General features: G+C 64.5%; 15 protein-coding genes. 9 read left to right on the top strand and 6 right to left on the bottom strand.

Annotated elements, in window-relative coordinates; genetic code table 11:
• Nucleotides 1-10 precede the first annotated feature (10 nt).
• Nucleotides 11-1,825 carry a phosphogluconate dehydratase gene (edd, locus tag SPHV1_RS02010; protein ID WP_054944441.1) on the bottom strand — a complete coding sequence of 605 codons (1,815 nt, stop codon included), beginning with the start codon at nt 1,823-1,825 and terminating at the stop codon, nt 11-13.
• Nucleotides 1,826-1,903: 78 nt separating this feature from the next.
• Nucleotides 1,904-3,346 (bottom strand): glucose-6-phosphate dehydrogenase, encoded by a 1,443-nt coding sequence (gene zwf, locus SPHV1_RS02005; protein ID WP_054944440.1) that lies wholly within the window; start codon nt 3,344-3,346, stop codon nt 1,904-1,906.
• Nucleotides 3,347-3,650: 304 nt separating this feature from the next.
• Between zwf and SPHV1_RS02000 the strand changes: the two genes are divergently transcribed.
• Entirely contained in the window at nt 3,651-4,649 is a 999-nt protein-coding gene (locus SPHV1_RS02000; RefSeq protein WP_054944439.1) for a cell wall metabolism sensor histidine kinase WalK, read from the top strand.
• A gap of 50 nt (nt 4,650-4,699) precedes the next feature.
• Here SPHV1_RS02000 and SPHV1_RS01995 read toward each other — a convergent pair whose 3' ends face one another.
• Nucleotides 4,700-6,127 (bottom strand): OprO/OprP family phosphate-selective porin, encoded by a 1,428-nt coding sequence (locus tag SPHV1_RS01995; protein ID WP_054944438.1) that lies wholly within the window; start codon nt 6,125-6,127, stop codon nt 4,700-4,702.
• Nucleotides 6,128-6,476: 349 nt separating this feature from the next.
• Here SPHV1_RS01995 and SPHV1_RS01990 point away from each other — a divergent pair, with 349 nt between their 5' ends.
• The 7 genes from SPHV1_RS01990 to phoB all read left to right on the top strand — a co-directional run bounded on the left by SPHV1_RS01990 (nt 6,477) and on the right by phoB (nt 13,625).
• Nucleotides 6,477-7,880, top strand: coding sequence for a porin (locus SPHV1_RS01990; protein ID WP_054944437.1), 1,404 nt, complete (start codon nt 6,477-6,479; stop codon nt 7,878-7,880).
• A gap of 265 nt (nt 7,881-8,145) precedes the next feature.
• Nucleotides 8,146-9,192 (top strand): substrate-binding domain-containing protein, encoded by a 1,047-nt coding sequence (locus SPHV1_RS01985; RefSeq protein WP_054944436.1) that lies wholly within the window; start codon nt 8,146-8,148, stop codon nt 9,190-9,192.
• Between the two features lie 18 nt (nt 9,193-9,210).
• On the top strand, nt 9,211-10,584 hold the full coding sequence (pstC, locus tag SPHV1_RS01980; RefSeq protein WP_054944435.1) for a phosphate ABC transporter permease subunit PstC: 1,374 nt from the start codon (nt 9,211-9,213) through the stop codon (nt 10,582-10,584).
• Nucleotides 10,577-11,467, top strand: coding sequence for a phosphate ABC transporter permease PstA (pstA, locus tag SPHV1_RS01975; protein WP_054944434.1), 891 nt, complete (start codon nt 10,577-10,579; stop codon nt 11,465-11,467). Before pstC ends, pstA begins: the two co-directional genes overlap by 8 nt.
• A gap of 4 nt (nt 11,468-11,471) precedes the next feature.
• Nucleotides 11,472-12,233, top strand: a complete 762-nt coding sequence (pstB, locus tag SPHV1_RS01970; RefSeq protein ID WP_054944433.1) for a phosphate ABC transporter ATP-binding protein PstB — start codon at nt 11,472-11,474, stop codon at nt 12,231-12,233.
• Nucleotides 12,234-12,246: 13 nt separating this feature from the next.
• Complete coding sequence (gene phoU / locus SPHV1_RS01965; RefSeq protein WP_007012105.1) at nt 12,247-12,942, top strand: phosphate signaling complex protein PhoU; 696 nt, start codon at nt 12,247-12,249, stop codon at nt 12,940-12,942.
• Nucleotides 12,939-13,625, top strand: coding sequence for a phosphate regulon transcriptional regulator PhoB (phoB, locus tag SPHV1_RS01960; RefSeq protein WP_054944432.1), 687 nt, complete (start codon nt 12,939-12,941; stop codon nt 13,623-13,625). Before phoU ends, phoB begins: the two co-directional genes overlap by 4 nt.
• Nucleotides 13,626-13,732: 107 nt before the next feature.
• Here the strand turns inward: phoB and SPHV1_RS01955 are convergent, their stop codons facing one another.
• Both SPHV1_RS01955 and SPHV1_RS01950 read right to left on the bottom strand, forming a co-directional pair.
• Nucleotides 13,733-14,803, bottom strand: a complete 1,071-nt coding sequence (locus SPHV1_RS01955; protein WP_054944431.1) for a glycosyltransferase family 1 protein — start codon at nt 14,801-14,803, stop codon at nt 13,733-13,735.
• Nucleotides 14,800-15,717: a UDP-2,3-diacylglucosamine diphosphatase gene (locus tag SPHV1_RS01950; protein WP_054944430.1), complete on the bottom strand. Its 918-nt coding sequence runs from the start codon at nt 15,715-15,717 to the stop codon at nt 14,800-14,802. Before SPHV1_RS01950 ends, SPHV1_RS01955 begins: the two co-directional genes overlap by 4 nt.
• A 177-nt stretch (nt 15,718-15,894) precedes the next feature.
• On the opposite strand from SPHV1_RS01950, the gene SPHV1_RS01945 reads away from it, so the two are divergent.
• On the top strand, nt 15,895-16,569 hold the full coding sequence (locus tag SPHV1_RS01945; protein WP_054944429.1) for a response regulator transcription factor: 675 nt from the start codon (nt 15,895-15,897) through the stop codon (nt 16,567-16,569).
• A gap of 6 nt (nt 16,570-16,575) precedes the next feature.
• On the opposite strand, the gene SPHV1_RS01940 is transcribed toward SPHV1_RS01945, so the two are convergent.
• The gene (locus SPHV1_RS01940) at nt 16,576-17,151 is read right to left on the bottom strand and encodes a TMEM165/GDT1 family protein (protein ID WP_054944428.1); all 576 of its coding nucleotides are present in this window, start codon (nt 17,149-17,151) and stop codon (nt 16,576-16,578) included.
• Nucleotides 17,152-17,462 lie beyond the last annotated feature (311 nt).

Raw genomic sequence — 17,462 nt, 5'->3', positions numbered from 1 at the left:
GCAGCCACCGTTACAGACCTGCCACTTCGAGCATGGCCGAACCGCCCTGTTCGGCGCCACCGGCGCTCATCCGGAACATGGCGAAGAGTTCACGGCCCATGCCCATTTCGGCGGCAGGCGCCGGGGCCGGTTCGCGGGCGGACAGGTCGGCCGTCGTCGCAAGCGTCCCGTCCTCGGCGGAGAGGCGCACCACGTCGCCATCGCGCAGCAGGGAGAGCGGTCCGCCGCCAAGCGCTTCGGGCGTGACGTGGATCGCCGCAGGAACCTTGCCCGAAGCACCGGACATGCGTCCGTCGGTGATCAGTGCGACCTTGTGGCCGCGGTCCTGCAGCACGCCAAGCGGCGGGGTCAGCTTGTGCAGTTCGGGCATGCCGTTGGCACGCGGCCCCTGGAAGCGCACGACGACGACGACGTCCTTGTCGAGTTCGCCGTCCCTGAACGCCTGGGTGACGGCTTCCTGCGTTTCGAAAACGCGGCAGGGCGCCTCGATCGTCCAGCGTTCCTTGTCGACCGCGGACGTCTTGAAGGTGGCGCGGCCGAGGTTGCCGGAAACAAGGCGCATGCCGCCATCCCGCTGGAACGGGTCGGAGACCGGGCGCAGCATCGTATCGTCGCCGCTCTTCGCAGGCGCGGAAGTCCAGGCGAGGGCTTCGTCCATCAGCACCGGTTCCTGCGCGTAGTCACGCATGCCGCCCGGCGAGACGGTCAGCACGTCCTCGTGGGCAAGCCCCGCGTCGAGCAGTTCGCGGACCACCCAGGCCATGCCACCGGCGGCATGGAAGTGGTTCACGTCGCCCGAGCCGTTGGGATAGACGCGGGTGATCAGCGGCACCGCCGAGGAGAGTTCCGACAGGTCGTCCCAGTCGAGGACGATGCCGGCCGCGCGGGCCATCGCGGGCAGGTGGATGGCGTGGTTGGTCGAGCCGCCGGTTGCGAGCAGGCCGACGCAGGCGTTGACGATGGCCTTCTCGTTCACGACTTGCGCCATCGGGCGGTAGTCTTCGCTCTTGCGGCCCATTCCGGCGAGGCGGTGGACGGCGGCTCGGGTGAGCGCCTGGCGCAGCGGCGTGTTCGGCGGGACGAAGGCCGCGCCCGGCATGTGCAGGCCCATCATCTCCATCATCATCTGGTTGGAGTTGGCAGTGCCGTAGAAGGTGCAGGTGCCGGCCGAATGGTAGCTGGCGCTCTCGCTGGCGAGCAGGTCTTCACGCGTGGCCTTGCCTTCGGCGTAGAGCTGGCGGGTCTTCTGCTTTTCCTTGTTGGAAATGCCGCTGGGCATCGGCCCCGAGGGCACGAAGACGGCGGGCAGATGGCCGAAGCGCAGCGCGCCGATCATCAGGCCGGGCACGATCTTGTCGCAGATGCCGAGCAGGGCCATGCCGTCGAACATCGCGTGGCTCATGGCGATCCCGGTCGACATGGCGATGGTATCGCGGCTGAACAGCGAGAGTTCCATGCCGTCGAAGCCCTGGGTGACGCCGTCGCACATGGCGGGCACGCCGCCGGCGACTTGCGCCGTTGCGCCCACTTCGCGGGCCCAGAGCTTCATCTGCTCGGGATAGCGGCCATAAGGCTGGTGGGCCGAGAGCATGTCGTTGTAGGCGGTGACGATCGCCAGGTTTTTGGCGCTGCCGGTGGCAATGGCGGACTTGTCCTCGCCGGCCGCGGCAAAGCCGTGGGCCAGGTTCGAGCAAGAAAGGAAACTGCGGTCCGAATGGCGGTCCGCCTCGCGCGCGACGAGATCGAGGTAGCGGGCGCGGCTGTCCTTCGAACGCTCGATGATGCGGTCGGTAACCCGAGCCACTGCCGGGGCGAGATCAGTCATTATGTCACTCCTGCTTTCGGGCCTTGCTCCTCTCCCCCTCAGAGCGCGGTCCTTTTGCGGTCCTGCGACCGCTTCTGTTTATTCGTGCCAGGTAACGCCGTCGCGTTCGGCGAGGGCGATGGCTGCCGAAGGGCCCCAACTGCCGGCCGTGTAGGTCTTGGGCTCGAGCCCCTGCTCGTCCCAACCGGCGCGGATAGCATCGATCCAGTCCCACTGCGCCTCGACTTCGTCGCGGCGCACGAAAAGCGTCTGGTCGCCCTCGATCAGGTCGAGCAACAGGCGTTCGTAGGCGATGCGCCGCTGCGGGCCGGCAAAGGCATCGGGCATGGTGATCGCCAGCGGTACGCTGCGCAGGCCGATGCCTTCGCGGTCGAGGCCGGGGATCTTGGCCATCAGCGAGAGGGTGATGTTCTCTTCGGGCTGGATGCCGATGACGAGGCGGTTGGGCACCGTCTTTGCGCCGCGACCCGAGAAGATAGAGTGCGGCACGTTGCGGAACTGGACGACGATCTCGGTCGTGCGGCGGGGCAGGCGCTTGCCGGTGCGCAAGTAGAAGGGCACGCCCTGCCAGCGCCAGTTGTCGATATGCGCCTTGATCGCGACGAAGGTCTCGGTGTTCGAATCCTTGCCCAGTTCCTCGTCGTAGCCGGGCACGGCCTGGCCGGTGATGGCGCCGGCGCGGTACTGGCCGGTGACCGTTTCGCTGACGTTGACCTTGCGCAGGCTGCGCAGGACCTTGACCTTCTCGTCGCGCACGTTGGTCGCGTCGTAGGACACCGGCGGCTCCATCGCGACGAGCGCGAGAAGCTGTAGCATGTGGTTCTGGACCATGTCGCGCAGCGCGCCGGAATCGTCATAGTAGGCCACGCGCGATTCCAGGCCGACGGTCTCGGCGACGGTGATCTGGACATGATCGATGTGTGCCGCATTCCACAGCGGCTCGAACATCAGGTTGGCAAAGCGCAGCGCCAGCAGGTTCTGGACCGTTTCCTTGCCCAGGTAATGATCGATCCGGTAGATCCGGTCCTCGGGAAAGGCCGAAGCGACGGCATCGTTGATGACGCAGCTGGACGCCAGATCGATGCCCAGCGGCTTTTCAAGGCCGATGCGCACTTTTGGGCCGGCAAGACCGCTGTTCTGGAGGCCGTGAATCGTCGGCTCGAACAGGCTGGGCGCGGTCGACAGGAAGATCGAGAGGCCTTCTTCGGGCTTGCCGACCTTTTCGGCGAGCGCCTTGAAGCCGTCCATCTCGTTTGCGTCGAGCGCCTGGTAGCTCAAGCGGTTGAGGAACGTGGCCATGCCGCCGCGGCGGTTGGCGGGCAGGAACTGCTCCAGCGACTGGCGTGCGAAATTGCGGAACGACTGGTCGTCCATGTCGGAACGCGCCGTGGCGATGATCTCGATGCGGGGATCGAGAAGCTCTTCGGCATCGAGCGCACACAATGACGGCAGCAGCATCCTGCGCGAAAGATCGCCAGTGGCACCGAATAGCAGCAGGCGATCGGAAGTGAATTTCGTCACGTATACGTTTCCATCATGGACAAGGTGCGCCGGGGCAGACGCGCATGGGAAATGGCGAGCGCATTGACCCTCGCAAATGCAGCATATCAAGAGTGCCCTGAGAACGCTAGGTTACCGGCATACGAATTCCCGGCACACCCCTGTTTTCGATCCCCTCTAGGCCGCTGAAATGGAAGCAAACGGGTAAAAGCTGTCAATGCTTTGGTGCACGCCGTTCCCATGTGGCGATCGCTGCCATATCACTGTCTTTCGAGTTTCCTACGCTGGCGGGCCCCACGACCGGGGCAACAAGGAGAGCGCATTCATGACGGTGGAGGGTGTCGGCCTTCTGGAACATCTGCAGACGCCCGCCATGGTCGTGGCGAGAGGGCAGGTCCGCTTTGCCAATTCCGCGGCCAAGGCGTTGCTGGGCGTGCATATCGTCGGGCAGGATGTGCGCATTGCCATTCGCGATCCCAAGGCGGTGGCCGCGATCCTCAGCGACAAGGGCGGAACCGCGCAGGTCTCCGGGCTTTCCACGGGCGGCAGCGTCTGGCAGGTCGATTGCCGGGTGCTGGGTTCGAACGAGCGGCTGGTCAGCCTCTACGACCTGTCAGAGCGGGTCAGCGTCGCCAAGTCCCATGCCGACTTCGTCGCCAACGCCAGCCATGAACTGCGCACGCCGCTCGCCAATGTGCTGGGCTACGTCGAGACCCTGATGAATCCCAAGGCGGGTGGCGACGAAGGCGTTCGCCAGCGCTTCCTCGAGACGATCCGGCACGAGGCGCAGCGCATGCAGTCGCTGATTTCCGATCTCATGTCCCTGTCACGGATCGAAGCGGTCAAGCACGAGGTGCCCGCCGATCGCGTCGACATGGTCGCGCTCTCGCATGAAATTGCGGGGGAATTCCGCACCGGGGCGACCGTCACGGTCAGGTCGAACTGCGAGAAGGCCGTCATTGCCGGCGATCGCGGGCAGATCGGGCAAGTCCTGCGCAATCTCATCGATAACGCGCTGAAATACGGCAAGGCCGAAGGTCCGGTCGAAGTCTCGATCGAGGCGGCGAGTACCGGCTGGGTCCTTGCTACCGTACGCGACGAGGGCGAGGGCATTGCACCCGAACACCTGCCGCGCGTGACCGAGCGCTTCTACCGCGCCGACACCAGCCGCAGCCGGGCCGTTGGCGGGACCGGGCTGGGCCTGTCTATCGTCAAACACATTGTCGAGCGTCACCGCGGCCGCTTCGATATCGACAGCCGCCCCGGTGCCGGGACGACTGCCTCGATGATGCTGCCCTTGCGCGAGGAGCAGCCGGCGGAGTAAGTCTGGCAGCGCGGCGGCAGAGACGGTTGTCCCTACCGCCGCGGCGATCGTCAGAAGTCGAGTTCGAAGCGGGTGCCGATGACCTGCGCGTTGTAGTCCCGATCACCCGAGGGCAGGGCCGTCGCGCCGCTGTAGTCGAGCAGCGCATAGTTCACGTTGAAGCGCAGGTTCTCGATCGGCGACCAGATCAGGCCGACGATGTAGCCGTTCTGCGTTCCGCCGCGGATGTCGCGGCTGTTGAGGTCGAGCCAGTCGTAGCGCAGGTTGACCTGGATCGAGCCAATGCCGTCCTTGCCCAGCGGATGGGCCGGTGCCGACGAAGAGAAGATGCCGTCCTTGTAGCCGCGGCTGTCGCCCGAGGTGAGGAAATAGCCCACTTCTGCATAAGCGCCGCGGAACGTCACGTCGGGAAGGCCAATGCGATTGGCGCGCTGGGCGTGGACTTCGCCCACACCGTGCCAACGGCCTGAGATCGCGGCGAGTTCGAGGCCATAGTGCGTTTCGTCCGACAGGTTCATTGCCGGGGTCCCGATCAGGCGGGTATTCGTGGAGTGGACGAACGGGCGCTGGCGATAACGCGTGGTGCTGTCCTCCAGGCGGTTGAGCTTGCGCCAGTGCGCCGAGCCGCCGAAGTGCAACTGGGTCTTGCCGATCTTCGGCGCGAATACGAGGCGGCCGTCGAAGCTGATCGAGTTGTTCTCATCGCCGCCGTTCGCGCCGTCGCTGCTGTTGGAAAGCGCGCCGATGTCGTCGGTGAACACGCCGACCTGTGCCAGTAATGGCCCGCGCGAGTATTGCGCTCCAAGGCCGAGGCGACGTTCGAAATTGAACGCATCGGTGAATGCTGCGCGCTCCATGACGCTGCCGGTGGTGTCGCCGGTGAGTTCGTCGAGCGATTGGAAGCTGTTCTGGTTGCCGAGCGTGATCAGCCAGGGGCCCTTGGAATAGCTGAGATACGTATCGACCAGATCGACCGAGTTATCTGAGAGTTCCAGCTCCAGCTTGTATCCGAATCCTGCCCCCAGCTTGCCCTGCGCGCCCAGACGGATGCGGCGCATCTCGTTCGAGAAGCCAAGGCCCCTGTCGGCAAGGCTCGAGGGTGCCGAGACATAGTTGGCGTCGGCCTGGATGCGGCCCTTTACCTTGAACTGCTTGTCGCCCTCAGTGAATTGCGGGCTGCCCTTCCATGCAATCTTCGTGGCGGGCTTGGCGGCCGGCTTTTCGCTCGCGGCCGGTGCTTCAGCCTGCGTGGCCGGAGAGGTTGAAGCGACTGCGGCCGCGCCGGTCTGTGCGGGCGTACCGGTCTGATCGGCGCCGGTTGCAAGGCGGCTCTCGAGCGCTTCGAGTCGCGCGCGAAGTGCTCGGATTTCCTCGCGCATGTTCTGCGCTTCGGCATCGCCGATCTCTTGCGCCATCGCAGACGCGGGGAAAGCAGCGATAACGGCTGCCAAGGCTGTCGTGGCCAGAAGTCGGCTCATCTTCGTCAAACTCCGCATTGTGCCCCCGAGGTATGTCCTCGGCCCAATGGGGTTGGGCCAATATGACCTCTCAATGACAGTTTGGTGACAAACATGACTGCATTGTAACAAAATATTGACGGAACGAAGGCGGTTTGCCCGATCTGACGCTGTGCATCCGCGCAATCCCCTAGGCCTTCCCAAATCGGCAGACACAATTTGTAACTATGTGCGTGAACCAGCCGGTCTGCTCGATCGGTTCAATCGTGGTTTGGTCGCAATCCCCAAAACCGAATGTCCGGTCGTTGTTGCATGTACATCGCTCGTGGGTCGCCGAACAAAATATATCGGAAGTATAAGGACAGGTTCAGTGAGAAAATTTCAGGCAATCTCGGCTCTGGCCGTTGCCGTGTCTGCCGGTTGGGCGCTTCCCGCACAGGCGCAGGTGGCCAATTCGGCGGCAGTTCTGGAAGAATTGAAGGCCATGCGCGCCAAGATGGAAGCCATGGCGCAACGTATCGACAGTCTCGAATCTGAACTTGCACAGGCCAATGCGAAGGTCGAAGTCGCCAGCCAGTCCGCACAGGCTGCAAGCGCCACGGCCATTTCGGCCAAGGAAACCGCGCAGAAGGCAATTCCGGTCAAGGTCGACTGGAAGGGGGCGCCCAAGTTCAGCAATGACAAGGGCTGGAGCTTCAAGCCGCGCGGTCGAATCCAGCTGGACGTCGGCGGTATCGACGCACCTTCCGGCCTTTCCAGGAATGCCAATGCCTCGCTCGGCACTTCGACGGAGCTGCGCCGCGCGTGGCTCGGTGTCGAAGGCACGATGCCTGGTGGCCTCGGCTACCGCTTCGAAGCCGACCTGACCAATTCCAGCCTCGCGCTTGCAGATGCCTACATCAGTTACAAGGCGAATCGGAACCTGACCTTTGTTCTGGGCAACCAGCGCCCGTTCACCGGCCTTGAGGACATGACCGCAGTCCTCAACACGACTTTCATGGAACGCAGCGCCTTCAGCCAGGCTTTCGGCTTCGAGCGGCGGATCGGCCTCGCCGCGAACTACAAGACGAAGGACGTGCTCGTCGAAGCGGGCGTGTTCTCGGATGACACCGCCAGTCTGAGCACTGACACGAACAGGAACTGGAGCGTCAATGGACGCGTGGTGTTCATGCCCAAGCTGGGCAATGGCTCGCTGCACCTGGGTGCGTCGGCGCAGTATCACGATTTCGCCGGTTCGGTCGCGAGCACCCGCTATCGTACGCGCCCCTTCCTCCACGCAACGAGCGTGCGCTTCGTGGACACCGGCACCATCGCAGCCACTGGCGAGCGCCGCTACGGCGTTGAAGCGGCCTACATGACCGGGCCGTTCCACGCCGTTGCCGAGGGCAATATGATCAGGGCGGCGCGCCCCGGCATGAGCGATCCGACGTTCAAGGGCGGTTACGCCGAAGTCGGCTACGTCATCACTGGTGAGAAGGCGCCGTACAAGGACGGGGTCTTCGATCGCCTGCGTCCCGCCAAGGGCATCGACGCGGGCGGCATCGGCGCGATCCAGGTCAACTTGCGCTACGATCACCTGGATCTCAACGATGCGGAAATCGTCGGCGGTCGCCAGGAAACGGCGGGCGTGTCGGTGGTCTGGGCGGCGACAAATTACCTGCGATTCGTGGCAAACTACGGGCACCTGTGGCTGCGCGATGCGGCGATCACCGCGGATGGCGATGATCGCTATGGCGTCGATGCCATGGGAATGCGCGCCCAGATCGATTTCTGATCCTGGGCCGGATGAATCGGTTCGCCCCGCATTCGGGGGGCGCTGATTCCCTTGCAAGGCCAAGCGTCTACTTATAGACCAGCCCCCGATCGGCCGACGTTGCCGATCGGGGGTTTCCGGTTTGCGGACAATTGCGCCCCTTGCTGGAAAACGGAAGATCTTTCCGCAATTTGAAGGGATGCAGCACAATGTCACTTCATCGTCATAGAAGTGTCATTGTACCCCAATAGGGGCGTCCCAGAATTGAAGCCCAAGGGGTATTGCCATGCATACGACCAAGACTTTCTTCATCGCCGCGGTTTCCGCCATGGCGCTGTCCGCTTGCGGCGGCTCGGGTGGTTCGTCCTCCGGCGCGCGTGACCAGATCAAGGCTGTCGGCTCGTCGACCGTCTATCCCTTCGCGACCGCGGTCGCCGAAGCCTACGCCAAGTCCACCGGCGAAAAGTCGCCCGTGATCGAATCGACCGGCACCGGCGCCGGCATGAAGCTGTTCTGCGCCGGCGTTGGCGCCCAGCACCCCGACATCGAGGACGCCTCGCGCCGGATGAAGAAGTCCGAGTACGAGATGTGCCAGAAGAACGGTGTGACCGACATCGTCGAAATCCAGGTCGGCATCGACGGCATCGCCTTCGCCGAAGCCAAGAACGGCCCTGGCATGAAGCTCACCCCGACCGACATCTACAAGGCGCTGGCCGCCAACCCGTTCGGCAAGCCCAACACCGCCAAGACCTGGAAGGACGTCAATCCGTCGCTCCCGGCCGAGCCGATCCTCGTTTACGGCCCGCCGTCGACCTCGGGTACGCGTGACGCGCTCAAGGAACTCATCCTTGAAGCCGGCTGCAAGACCGATCCGGCGATGAAGGCACTCAAGGACAGCGACAAGGACAAGTACGAGGCGACCTGCCACGACATCCGCGAGGATGGTCCCTACGTCGACGCCGGCGAGAACGACAACCTGATCGTTCAGAAGATTTCGCAGAACCCGAAGGCCATCGGCATCTTCGGCTACTCGTTCCTCGAAGAGAACGCCGACACCATCAAGGGCATCGCGATGTCCGGTGTCGAGCCGACGTACGAGACGATTTCGAACTTCTCCTACCCGGGCGCCCGTCCGCTCTACATCTACGTCAAGAAGCAGCACCTTGCCCCGATCAAGGGCCTTCAGGGCTACGTCGAGGAGTGGGTGAAGCACTGGGGTCCCGATGGCGACCTCAAGGCGAAGGGCCTGATTGTCGCGCCGGAAGACGTGCGCGCCAAGAATGCCGAAGTCATCGCCAACATGACCCCGCTCGACCCCTCGGTCCTCAAGTAAGCGTGTAAACGGCCAGATATGATCTTCACTGCAGTCCTGCTGGCCGTTTTCGGCCTTGGCCTCGTCGGCTGGTTTGCCGCACGGGCCAGGGCCAGGCTGCTCTATACCGGCCGGGGATCGATGCATTCGATGCCCGGCTACCATGGCTGGCACATGGCGCTGTGGATCGTGGCCCCGGCGCTGCTTGCCTGGGGTGTGTGGTCCGCAATCATGCCGGGCCTCGTCGAAAGCGCGGTCCTGGCCGATCCGGCCGCGGCCCAGTTGCCGCCGGATGCCATGAACCGCGCGGCGATCCTCGCCGATGCCAATGCCATCGCATCCAATCCCGATGCCGTTGCCTTCAATCCGCTGTCCAACGCCCTGGCCGAGCCGATGCGCGCGGCCCAGCAGCGCTTCGGCCTGATCGGGTCCCTGCTTGTCGTCATCGCGGCGCTGGCAGGCGGGGGCTACGGCTTCACCAAGCTGCGCGCGGGCTTCCCGGCGCGCACGCAGGTCGAGCGCGCCGTGCTCGGCCTCCTGCTGACCGCATCGCTGATGGCGATTCTCACCACGTTCGGGATCGTCGCCTCGCTGGTGTTCGAGGCCGGCCTGTTCTTCAGGGACGTCTCGCCCATCGCCTTCCTGACCGGCACCCACTGGGCGCCGGGCAATGCGGCTGGTGCCGACCTCAACGAGAATTTCGGCGCCGTGCCGCTGTTCTGGGGCACGATCTACATCGGCGCTGTCATCGCCATGCTGGTCGCCATCCCGCTCGGCCTGATGAGCGCGATCTACCTGACCCAGTATGCCTCGGGCCGCATCCGCAAGATCCTCAAGCCGATCCTCGAAATCCTCGCGGGCATTCCGACCGTCGTCTACGGCTATTTCGCCGCCCTGACGGTGGCCCCGATCATCCGCGATTTCGCCGGCTCCATGGGCATGGCGAATCCCTCGACCGAGAGCGCGCTGGCCGCGGGTCTCGTGATGGGCGTGATGATCATTCCCTTCGTCTCCTCGATGGCGGACGATGCACTGGCTGCCGTGCCCCGCGCCATGAGCGACGGCTCGCTCGCGCTGGGTGCGACCAAGTCGGAGACCATCAAGAAGGTGCTGCTGCCCGCCGCGCTGCCGGGCATCGTCGCCGGCGTGATGCTGGCGATCAGCCGTGCCATCGGCGAAACCATGATCGTTGTCATGGCCGCCGGCGCCGCCGCGCGCCTTTCGGTCAATCCGTTCGATTCCATGACGACCGTGACCTACCAGATCGTCCAGCTGCTGACGGGCGACCAGGAATTCAACAGCCCCAAGACGCTCTCGGCCTTCGCACTGGGCCTGGTGCTGTTCATCGTCACGCTGATTCTCAACATCATCGCCCTTCGGGTCGTGAAGCGTTTCCGGGAAGCATATGACTGACGCAGGCTGGCAATCGCCCGAGTTCGCCCGGCGCCTGGCCAAACGCCATGCCGCCGAGCGCCGGTTCAAGTGGCTCGGCTTCAGTGCCATCGCGCTGAGCCTCGCCTTCCTCGCGCTGCTGCTCTTCATCATGCTGCGCAATGGCCTTGGCGGGATCGACTGGCAGTTTCTGTCGGGTTCGGATTCGACCAGTGCCAACGTCGCGGGCGTGTGGGGCGCGACCAAGGGCTCGCTGCTGACGATGCTCGTCACGCTGCTGCTCTCGTTCCCGATGGGCGTGCTGGCTGCCGTCTATCTCGAGGAATTCGCGCCCAAGAACCGCCGCTGGGTGGAATGGGTCGAAGTCTCGATCAACAATCTGGCCGCGGTGCCGTCGATCATCTTCGGCCTGCTCGGCCTTGCCGTGTTCATCAACACGCTGGGCTTTCCGCGCTCTTCGCCGCTCGTTGGCGGCTTGACGCTGGCGCTGATGACGATGCCGGTCATCGTCATTTCGGGCCGCAACGCGATCAAGGCGGTGCCGCCCTCGATCCGCGATGCCGCGCTGGCGATCGGCGCAAGCAAGGTGCAGACCGTGTTCCACCACGTGCTGCCGCTTGCCCTGCCGGGCATCCTCACCGGCACGATCATCGGCATGGCCCGCGCGCTGGGTGAAACCGCGCCGCTGCTGATGATCGGCATGCGTGCCTTCGTCGCCACCCCGCCGGGCGGGATCACCGATCCTTCCAGCGTGCTGCCGATGCAGATTTTCCTGTGGTCGGACGAAATCGACAAGGCCTTCGTCCAGAACACTTCCGCCGCCATCATCGTCCTGCTGGTCTTCCTGCTGGCGATGAACGGCCTTGCGATCTACCTTCGAAACAAGTTCGAAGTCCGCTGGTAGGGACATGACCGAAACCAAGCTTACAGCCCGCAACGTCGACGTTTACTATGGCCAGAAGAAGGCCATCGACAACGTCTCGATCGATATCGACAACGGTCTCGTCACGGCATTCATCGGCCCTTCGGGCTGCGGCAAGTCGACCTTCCTGCGTTCGCTGAACCGCATGAACGACACGATTGCCGATGCCCGCGTGACCGGCGAGATCCTGCTCGACGGCGAGGACATCTACGCCGCATCGATGGACCCGGTCGCCCTGCGCGCCCGTGTCGGCATGGTGTTCCAGAAGCCGAACCCGTTCCCCAAGTCGATCTACGAGAACATCGCCTACGGTCCGCGCATCCACGGTCTGGCCTCGAACAAGGCCGACATGGATGTGGTCATCGAGCGTTCGCTGACCAAGGCCGGCCTTTGGGAAGAAGTGAAGGACCGCCTGCACGACGCCGGCACCGCACTTTCCGGCGGGCAGCAGCAGCGCCTGTGCATCGCGCGCGCCATCGCAGTCAGCCCCGAAGTGATCCTGATGGACGAGCCGTGCTCCGCGCTCGACCCGATCGCGACTGCGAAGATCGAGGAGCTCATCGACGAGCTCAAGGAAAACTACGCCATCGTCATCGTCACCCACTCGATGCAGCAGGCCGCGCGCGTTTCGCAGCGCACCGCATTCTTCCACCTTGGCAACCTTGTGGAGTATGGTGAGACCGACCAGGTCTTCACCAATCCGCGCGAGGAAAAGACCAAGGACTACATTACCGGCCGCTACGGCTGACAAGGAAATAGCCATGGTTGACCATACCGTTAAGGCATTTGACTCCGAGATCGGACAGCTTCGTGGGCTCGTCGCCGAAATGGGCGGCCTGGCCGAAGTGGCGATCCGCGACGCGATTCAGGCGCTGACAAACCACGACGAGGAACTCGCCGGACAGGTCGTTGCCGCCGACGCCAAGCTCGACGCGCTCGAGGCCGAAGTGGACCGTCTCGCGGTGCGCACCATCGCCCTGCGCGCCCCGATGGCGGACGATCTTCGCGACGTCATCGCCGCACTCAAGATCTCCGGCGTGATCGAGCGTATCGGCGACTATGCCAAGAACATCGCCAAGCGCGTGAATGCCCTCGACGGGCGCAACAAGGTCGAGCCGATCACGCTCGTGCCCGCGATGGCCGAGATCGCCGAGGGCATGGTTCGCGACGTGCTCAACGCCTACGGGTCACGCGATGCGGCGCTGGCGGTGGAAGTCATCCGCCGCGACCAGAAGCTGGACCAGTTCTACAACACGCTGTTCCGCTCGCTGCTCACGCACATGATGGAAAGCCCTTCGACCATTACCGTGGCGACGCAACTGCTCTTCATTGCCCGTAACCTCGAACGCATCGGCGATCATGCGACCAACGTCGCCGAGATGGTCTACTATGCCGCGACCGGTGAATACTGTACCGAGCGCGACAGCCAGACCGATGATACGGGGGCTCCGGAATGAACCCGAACGTCCTTGTCGTCGAAGACGACCGCGCGCTGTGCGAACTGTTGACCTGGAACCTCAGTGCCGAAGGCTATGAGGTGCGCAGCACCGGCGATGGCGAGGAAGCGCTCCTGCTGGTGCAGGAGCAGGCACCCGATGCCATCGTCCTCGACTGGATGATCGAGAACGTGCCGGGCATCGAGGTCTGCCGCCAGCTGCGCAAGGACAAGGAAACCGCGCAGATCCCGATCCTCATGCTGACCGCGCGCGGTGAGGAAGAGGACATGATCCGCGGTCTCAAGACCGGCGCCGACGACTATGTCACCAAGCCGTTCAGCCCGCGCGAACTGTTGGCCCGCATCGAGGCGCTGCTGCGCCGCTCGCGGCCATCGCTGGCGGGCAGCGTGCTGCAGTGGGGCGATATAGAGCTCGACGCGACCTCGCACCGCGTGCGTCGCGGCGGCGAGCCGCTGCACCTGGGTCCCACCGAGTTTCGCCTGCTGCGTTATTTCATGGAACGACCCAATCGCGTCGTGTCGCGCCAGCAGATCCTCGATGGCGTATGGGGCATGGATTCGGATATCGACGAACGCACCGTCGACGTCCACATCCGCCGCCTGCGCAAGGCGATCAACCGTGCCGGTGAAACCGACCCGATCCGTACCGTCCGCGCCGCGGGCTACGCGATGGATGTCAACTGACGCCGATCCGGTAAGGCGAGGGGCCTGCGCTGTGATCGCGCGGCCCCGGCCATCATGCGCATCTCTCAGGTTATATTCCGCTCAGGATGAGCGGCGCGTGCGATTCTCTAGGCGGCTGAGAGCAGGTCTCGTTCGGCGTCGTCCGCGGCGGTGGAGATCGCGCTCAGGAACTGGTCTGTGGCGCGTTCCCAGGAATAGAGGTCTCCGAGCCGCGCCGCATCGTCGCGGCTGACCGTCAGGGCACGGGTAATGGCTGTGTCGAGTGCGTTATCGACGGCGCCTGCCGGGCGCGGCAGGCGGGCATCCACACCGCATCCATCGGTTCCGAGAATGTCGACCGGACCAGTGACCGGGAAACCCGCAACCGGCGTGCCGCAGGCCAGCGCTTCGATCACGACAAGCCCGAAGGTGTCGGTCAGGCTGGGAAACACGAAGCAGTCGGCGGCGCGGTAGGCGCTCGCCAGTTCCTCGCCCGACAGCGCGCCGAGGAAGTGGACGTGCGGATAGCGCCGGCGCAGGCTTTCGAGCGCCGGGCCGTCGCCGACGACGACCTTGCTGCCCGGTACCTCCGCATCGAGGAAGGCTTCCAGGTTCTTCTCCGGCGCGACACGGCCGACGTTGAGCAGGACCGGGCCGGGCAGGGCGCACATGGCCGGGTGGCGTGGGCCTACGGGCGTAAACAGGTGCTGGTCGATGCCGCGGCTCCAGCGCCGGGTATGGCCGATCCCGCGACCTGCCAGTTCCTGCGCGAAACTGCGGGTGGAGACGAGCACGGCGCGGCTCGGCGCATGGAAGCGCTGCATGATCGGCCAGAAGCACTCGGCGCTGATCCCGGTGCGCACCGCGGCATATTCGGGAAAGCGGGTGTGGAACGCCGATGTGAACGGCACCCCGCGCGACAGGCACCAGCCCCGAGCGGCCCAGCCGATCGGTCCTTCGGTGGCGATGTGGACGATGTCGGGCCGGGACCGGTCGAGCATCCGGCGCACGCCGAAACGCGGTGCCATGGCCAACCGGATCGAGGCATAGCCGGGCATCGGCACGGTCAGGAAGTGCTCCGGCGTGACCCGGTCGACTTCGTGCCCCCGGCGCTGCAGTTCGTCGAGCGTGGCCGAGAGCGAGCGGACGACGCCGTTGACTTGGGGAAGCCAGGCGTCGGTCGCGAGGGTGAGCCTCACGCGCCGACCCTGGCAGGAGTTTCTGTCGGGGTGCCTGCCGGGGTTGCCGCTCCGGAGGGCACGCCAGCCGGTGAAGCGTGGTCGTGGCCGCCGGTTTCAGCGACCCAGTCGATGATCGCGATCTCGCCGGAAAGGCTTTCGGCCAGCGCCGTGCAGCTCTCGACCCAGTCGCCGTCGTTGTAATAGGTGATGCCGCCGAACTGGCGGATCTCGGCGCAGTGGATATGGCCGCACACGACGCCGTCGAAGCCGCGGTTGATCGCTTCGCTTGCCACCGCTTCCTCGTAGCTGCACACGTACTGGACCGCGTTCTTCACCTTCTTCTTCATATAGGCGGAAAGCGACCAGTACGGCATCTTCAGGCGGCGGCGCACGGCGTTGAAGGCGATGTTGGCGCGCAGCAGCATGCCGTATGCCTTGTCGCCCAGGAAGGCGAGCCACTTGTGGTAGAGCACGACGCCGTCGAAGGCATCGCCGTGCGTCACCAGCAGGCGGCGCCCGTCGAGCGTCTCGTGCACTGCTTCCAGCACCAGTTCGACGCCGCCGAAAGTCAGCCCGGCATAGTCGCGCAGCATTTCGTCGTGATTGCCGGCGATGAACACCACACGTGTGCCGCGATGCGCCATCTTGAGGATGCGGCGGATCACTTCGTTGTGGGCATCGGGCCAGTACCAGCCTTTACGCAGGCGCCAGCCGTCGACGATGTCGCCGACCAGATAGAGCGTCTGGCATTCCACCGAGCGCAGGAAGTCCACAAGCATTGCGGCATTGCAGCCGCGCGTTCCCAGGTGAACGTCGGAAATCCAGATCGTGCGATACTTGCGCTTGGGCCGAAAGCCCTTCGGGTCCGGCAAGTCCAGCCAGGCCGGAATTTTGCCGCTGCGTTCGAGAAGACTGTCGACATCGGTCCGCATCAGAATGCTTCCCCCGGTTGTTACCGGTGTTTGTCTTCGCATTTTCCGGTTGCGCGGGCGTGACGTTTGCGGGTCAGTTTGATGACAGTGCCAGTTTTCACGCACCTGTCATCGATATGTCACCCGTTCGTCACACTACAGCGGCAGTAACCCCAACGTATTGACAAGGCGGGGGCAATGCGGCGCATCGACATTCTATTGGCAAGCGAACTGACCGGAGGGCTGGCGCCCTTCCGGCACGACGACTTTGAGGTTGTACTGCATCGCTGGACCGATTTTGCCGAACTGCCGCTGATCGAAGGGGCGCTCTGGATCTTCATCGACTGGGTTCTGCCCGAGATGTCGGGTCTTGAACTGTGTCGGCGGCTGCGTGCCGATGCGATCACGTCGCATGCGCACGTCACGATCGTTCTGGAAGAAGACAACGTCGAGGACCGCAAGCGCGCGCTGCGCATGGGCGCTGACGACTACATGGTCGGCCCGCTCACCCGCAACGCGCTGCTTGACCGGGTCCTGGGCGCGAGCGTGAGCGAACAGGACAGCGCCGGGATCCGGGTGGTCGCGCAAGGCGAACTGACCGTCGATCTTGCCGCATTCCAGGCTCGCTGGCAGGGCAAGCCGATCTCGCTGATGCCCAACGAACTGCGCCTGCTGCGCTATTTCATCGAGCATCCCGGCCGGGTCTTCACCCGCACGCAGCTCATCGCCGCGCTCGGCAAGCAGGAGCCGCCGGTGGACGAACGCACCGTCGATGTCTGGATCGGACGCCTGCGCCGAGCCCTGAAGGGCGTGGGCGCAGGCAATCCTTTGCGTACGGTGCGCTCGCTCGGCTACGTCTTCGACACGCTCTGAGGCGGCTCAGCCGAGCCAGCCCGCGGTCTGCGCCAGCAGCCACAGGCCAATCACCAGGAACAGCAGCGCCGCGACCGTGCGCACGACGTTGAGCGGTACCCGCTTGATGATCTCGTTGCCGAGGAACACGGCCGGTACGTTGGCGATCATCATGCCGATGGTGGTCCCGGCCATCACCGGCAGGACGCTCTGGAAGCGCGCGCCCAGCGCGATCGTGGCAAGCTGCGTCTTGTCGCCCATCTCGACGATGAAGAAGGCGATCGTGGTCGCCAGGAACGGGCCGAAGCGACTGGGCCTGGCCTCTTCGTCCTCGTCGAACTTGTCGGGGATCAGCGTCCAGGCGGCCATCAGGATGAAGCTGGCGGCAACCAGATAACGGAACCACAGGCCGTCGAGGAAGGCAGCGGCCTGTTCGCCGACAAGCGCGGCCAGGAAGTGGTTGGCCAGCGTCGCGACGAAAATGCCCGCGACGATCGGCCAGGGACGCTTGAACCGCGTGGCCAGGACGATGGCGAGCAGCTGCGTCTTGTCACCGATCTCGGCGAGGGCGACGACGGCTGTCGATGTGAGCAGGGCTTCCAAGGTATTCTCCGGGCCGGGCGACAGACAAGACAATAGCGCGGCAGAACCCGCCCGGCCGAGCGGAGCTGCAACGCCATTGGTCTCGCCCGAACGGTTGTCCGTTCTCCTGTGCGCCATGGTCTCTCGACCAAGTATGTTGACGACAGGCCACTGACGGTCCGCTTGCGCGGGCGCCAGCTGGCTACTCCCCAGATGACAGCGCGCCTCTAACCGCTGGCCTGCCGCTTGGCAAGGCGTTGCTGAGCAAGAGAAGCGCGGGATTACAGGCACGAAGACAGAAAAAGGGGGGCCCCCCCCCCCGCGGCCCCGGG

This window comes from Novosphingobium sp. KN65.2 (genome assembly GCF_001368935.1).
Lineage (GTDB): Bacteria > Pseudomonadota > Alphaproteobacteria > Sphingomonadales > Sphingomonadaceae > Novosphingobium > Novosphingobium mathurense.
This window is presented reverse-complemented; position numbering and strand designations above follow the sequence as displayed.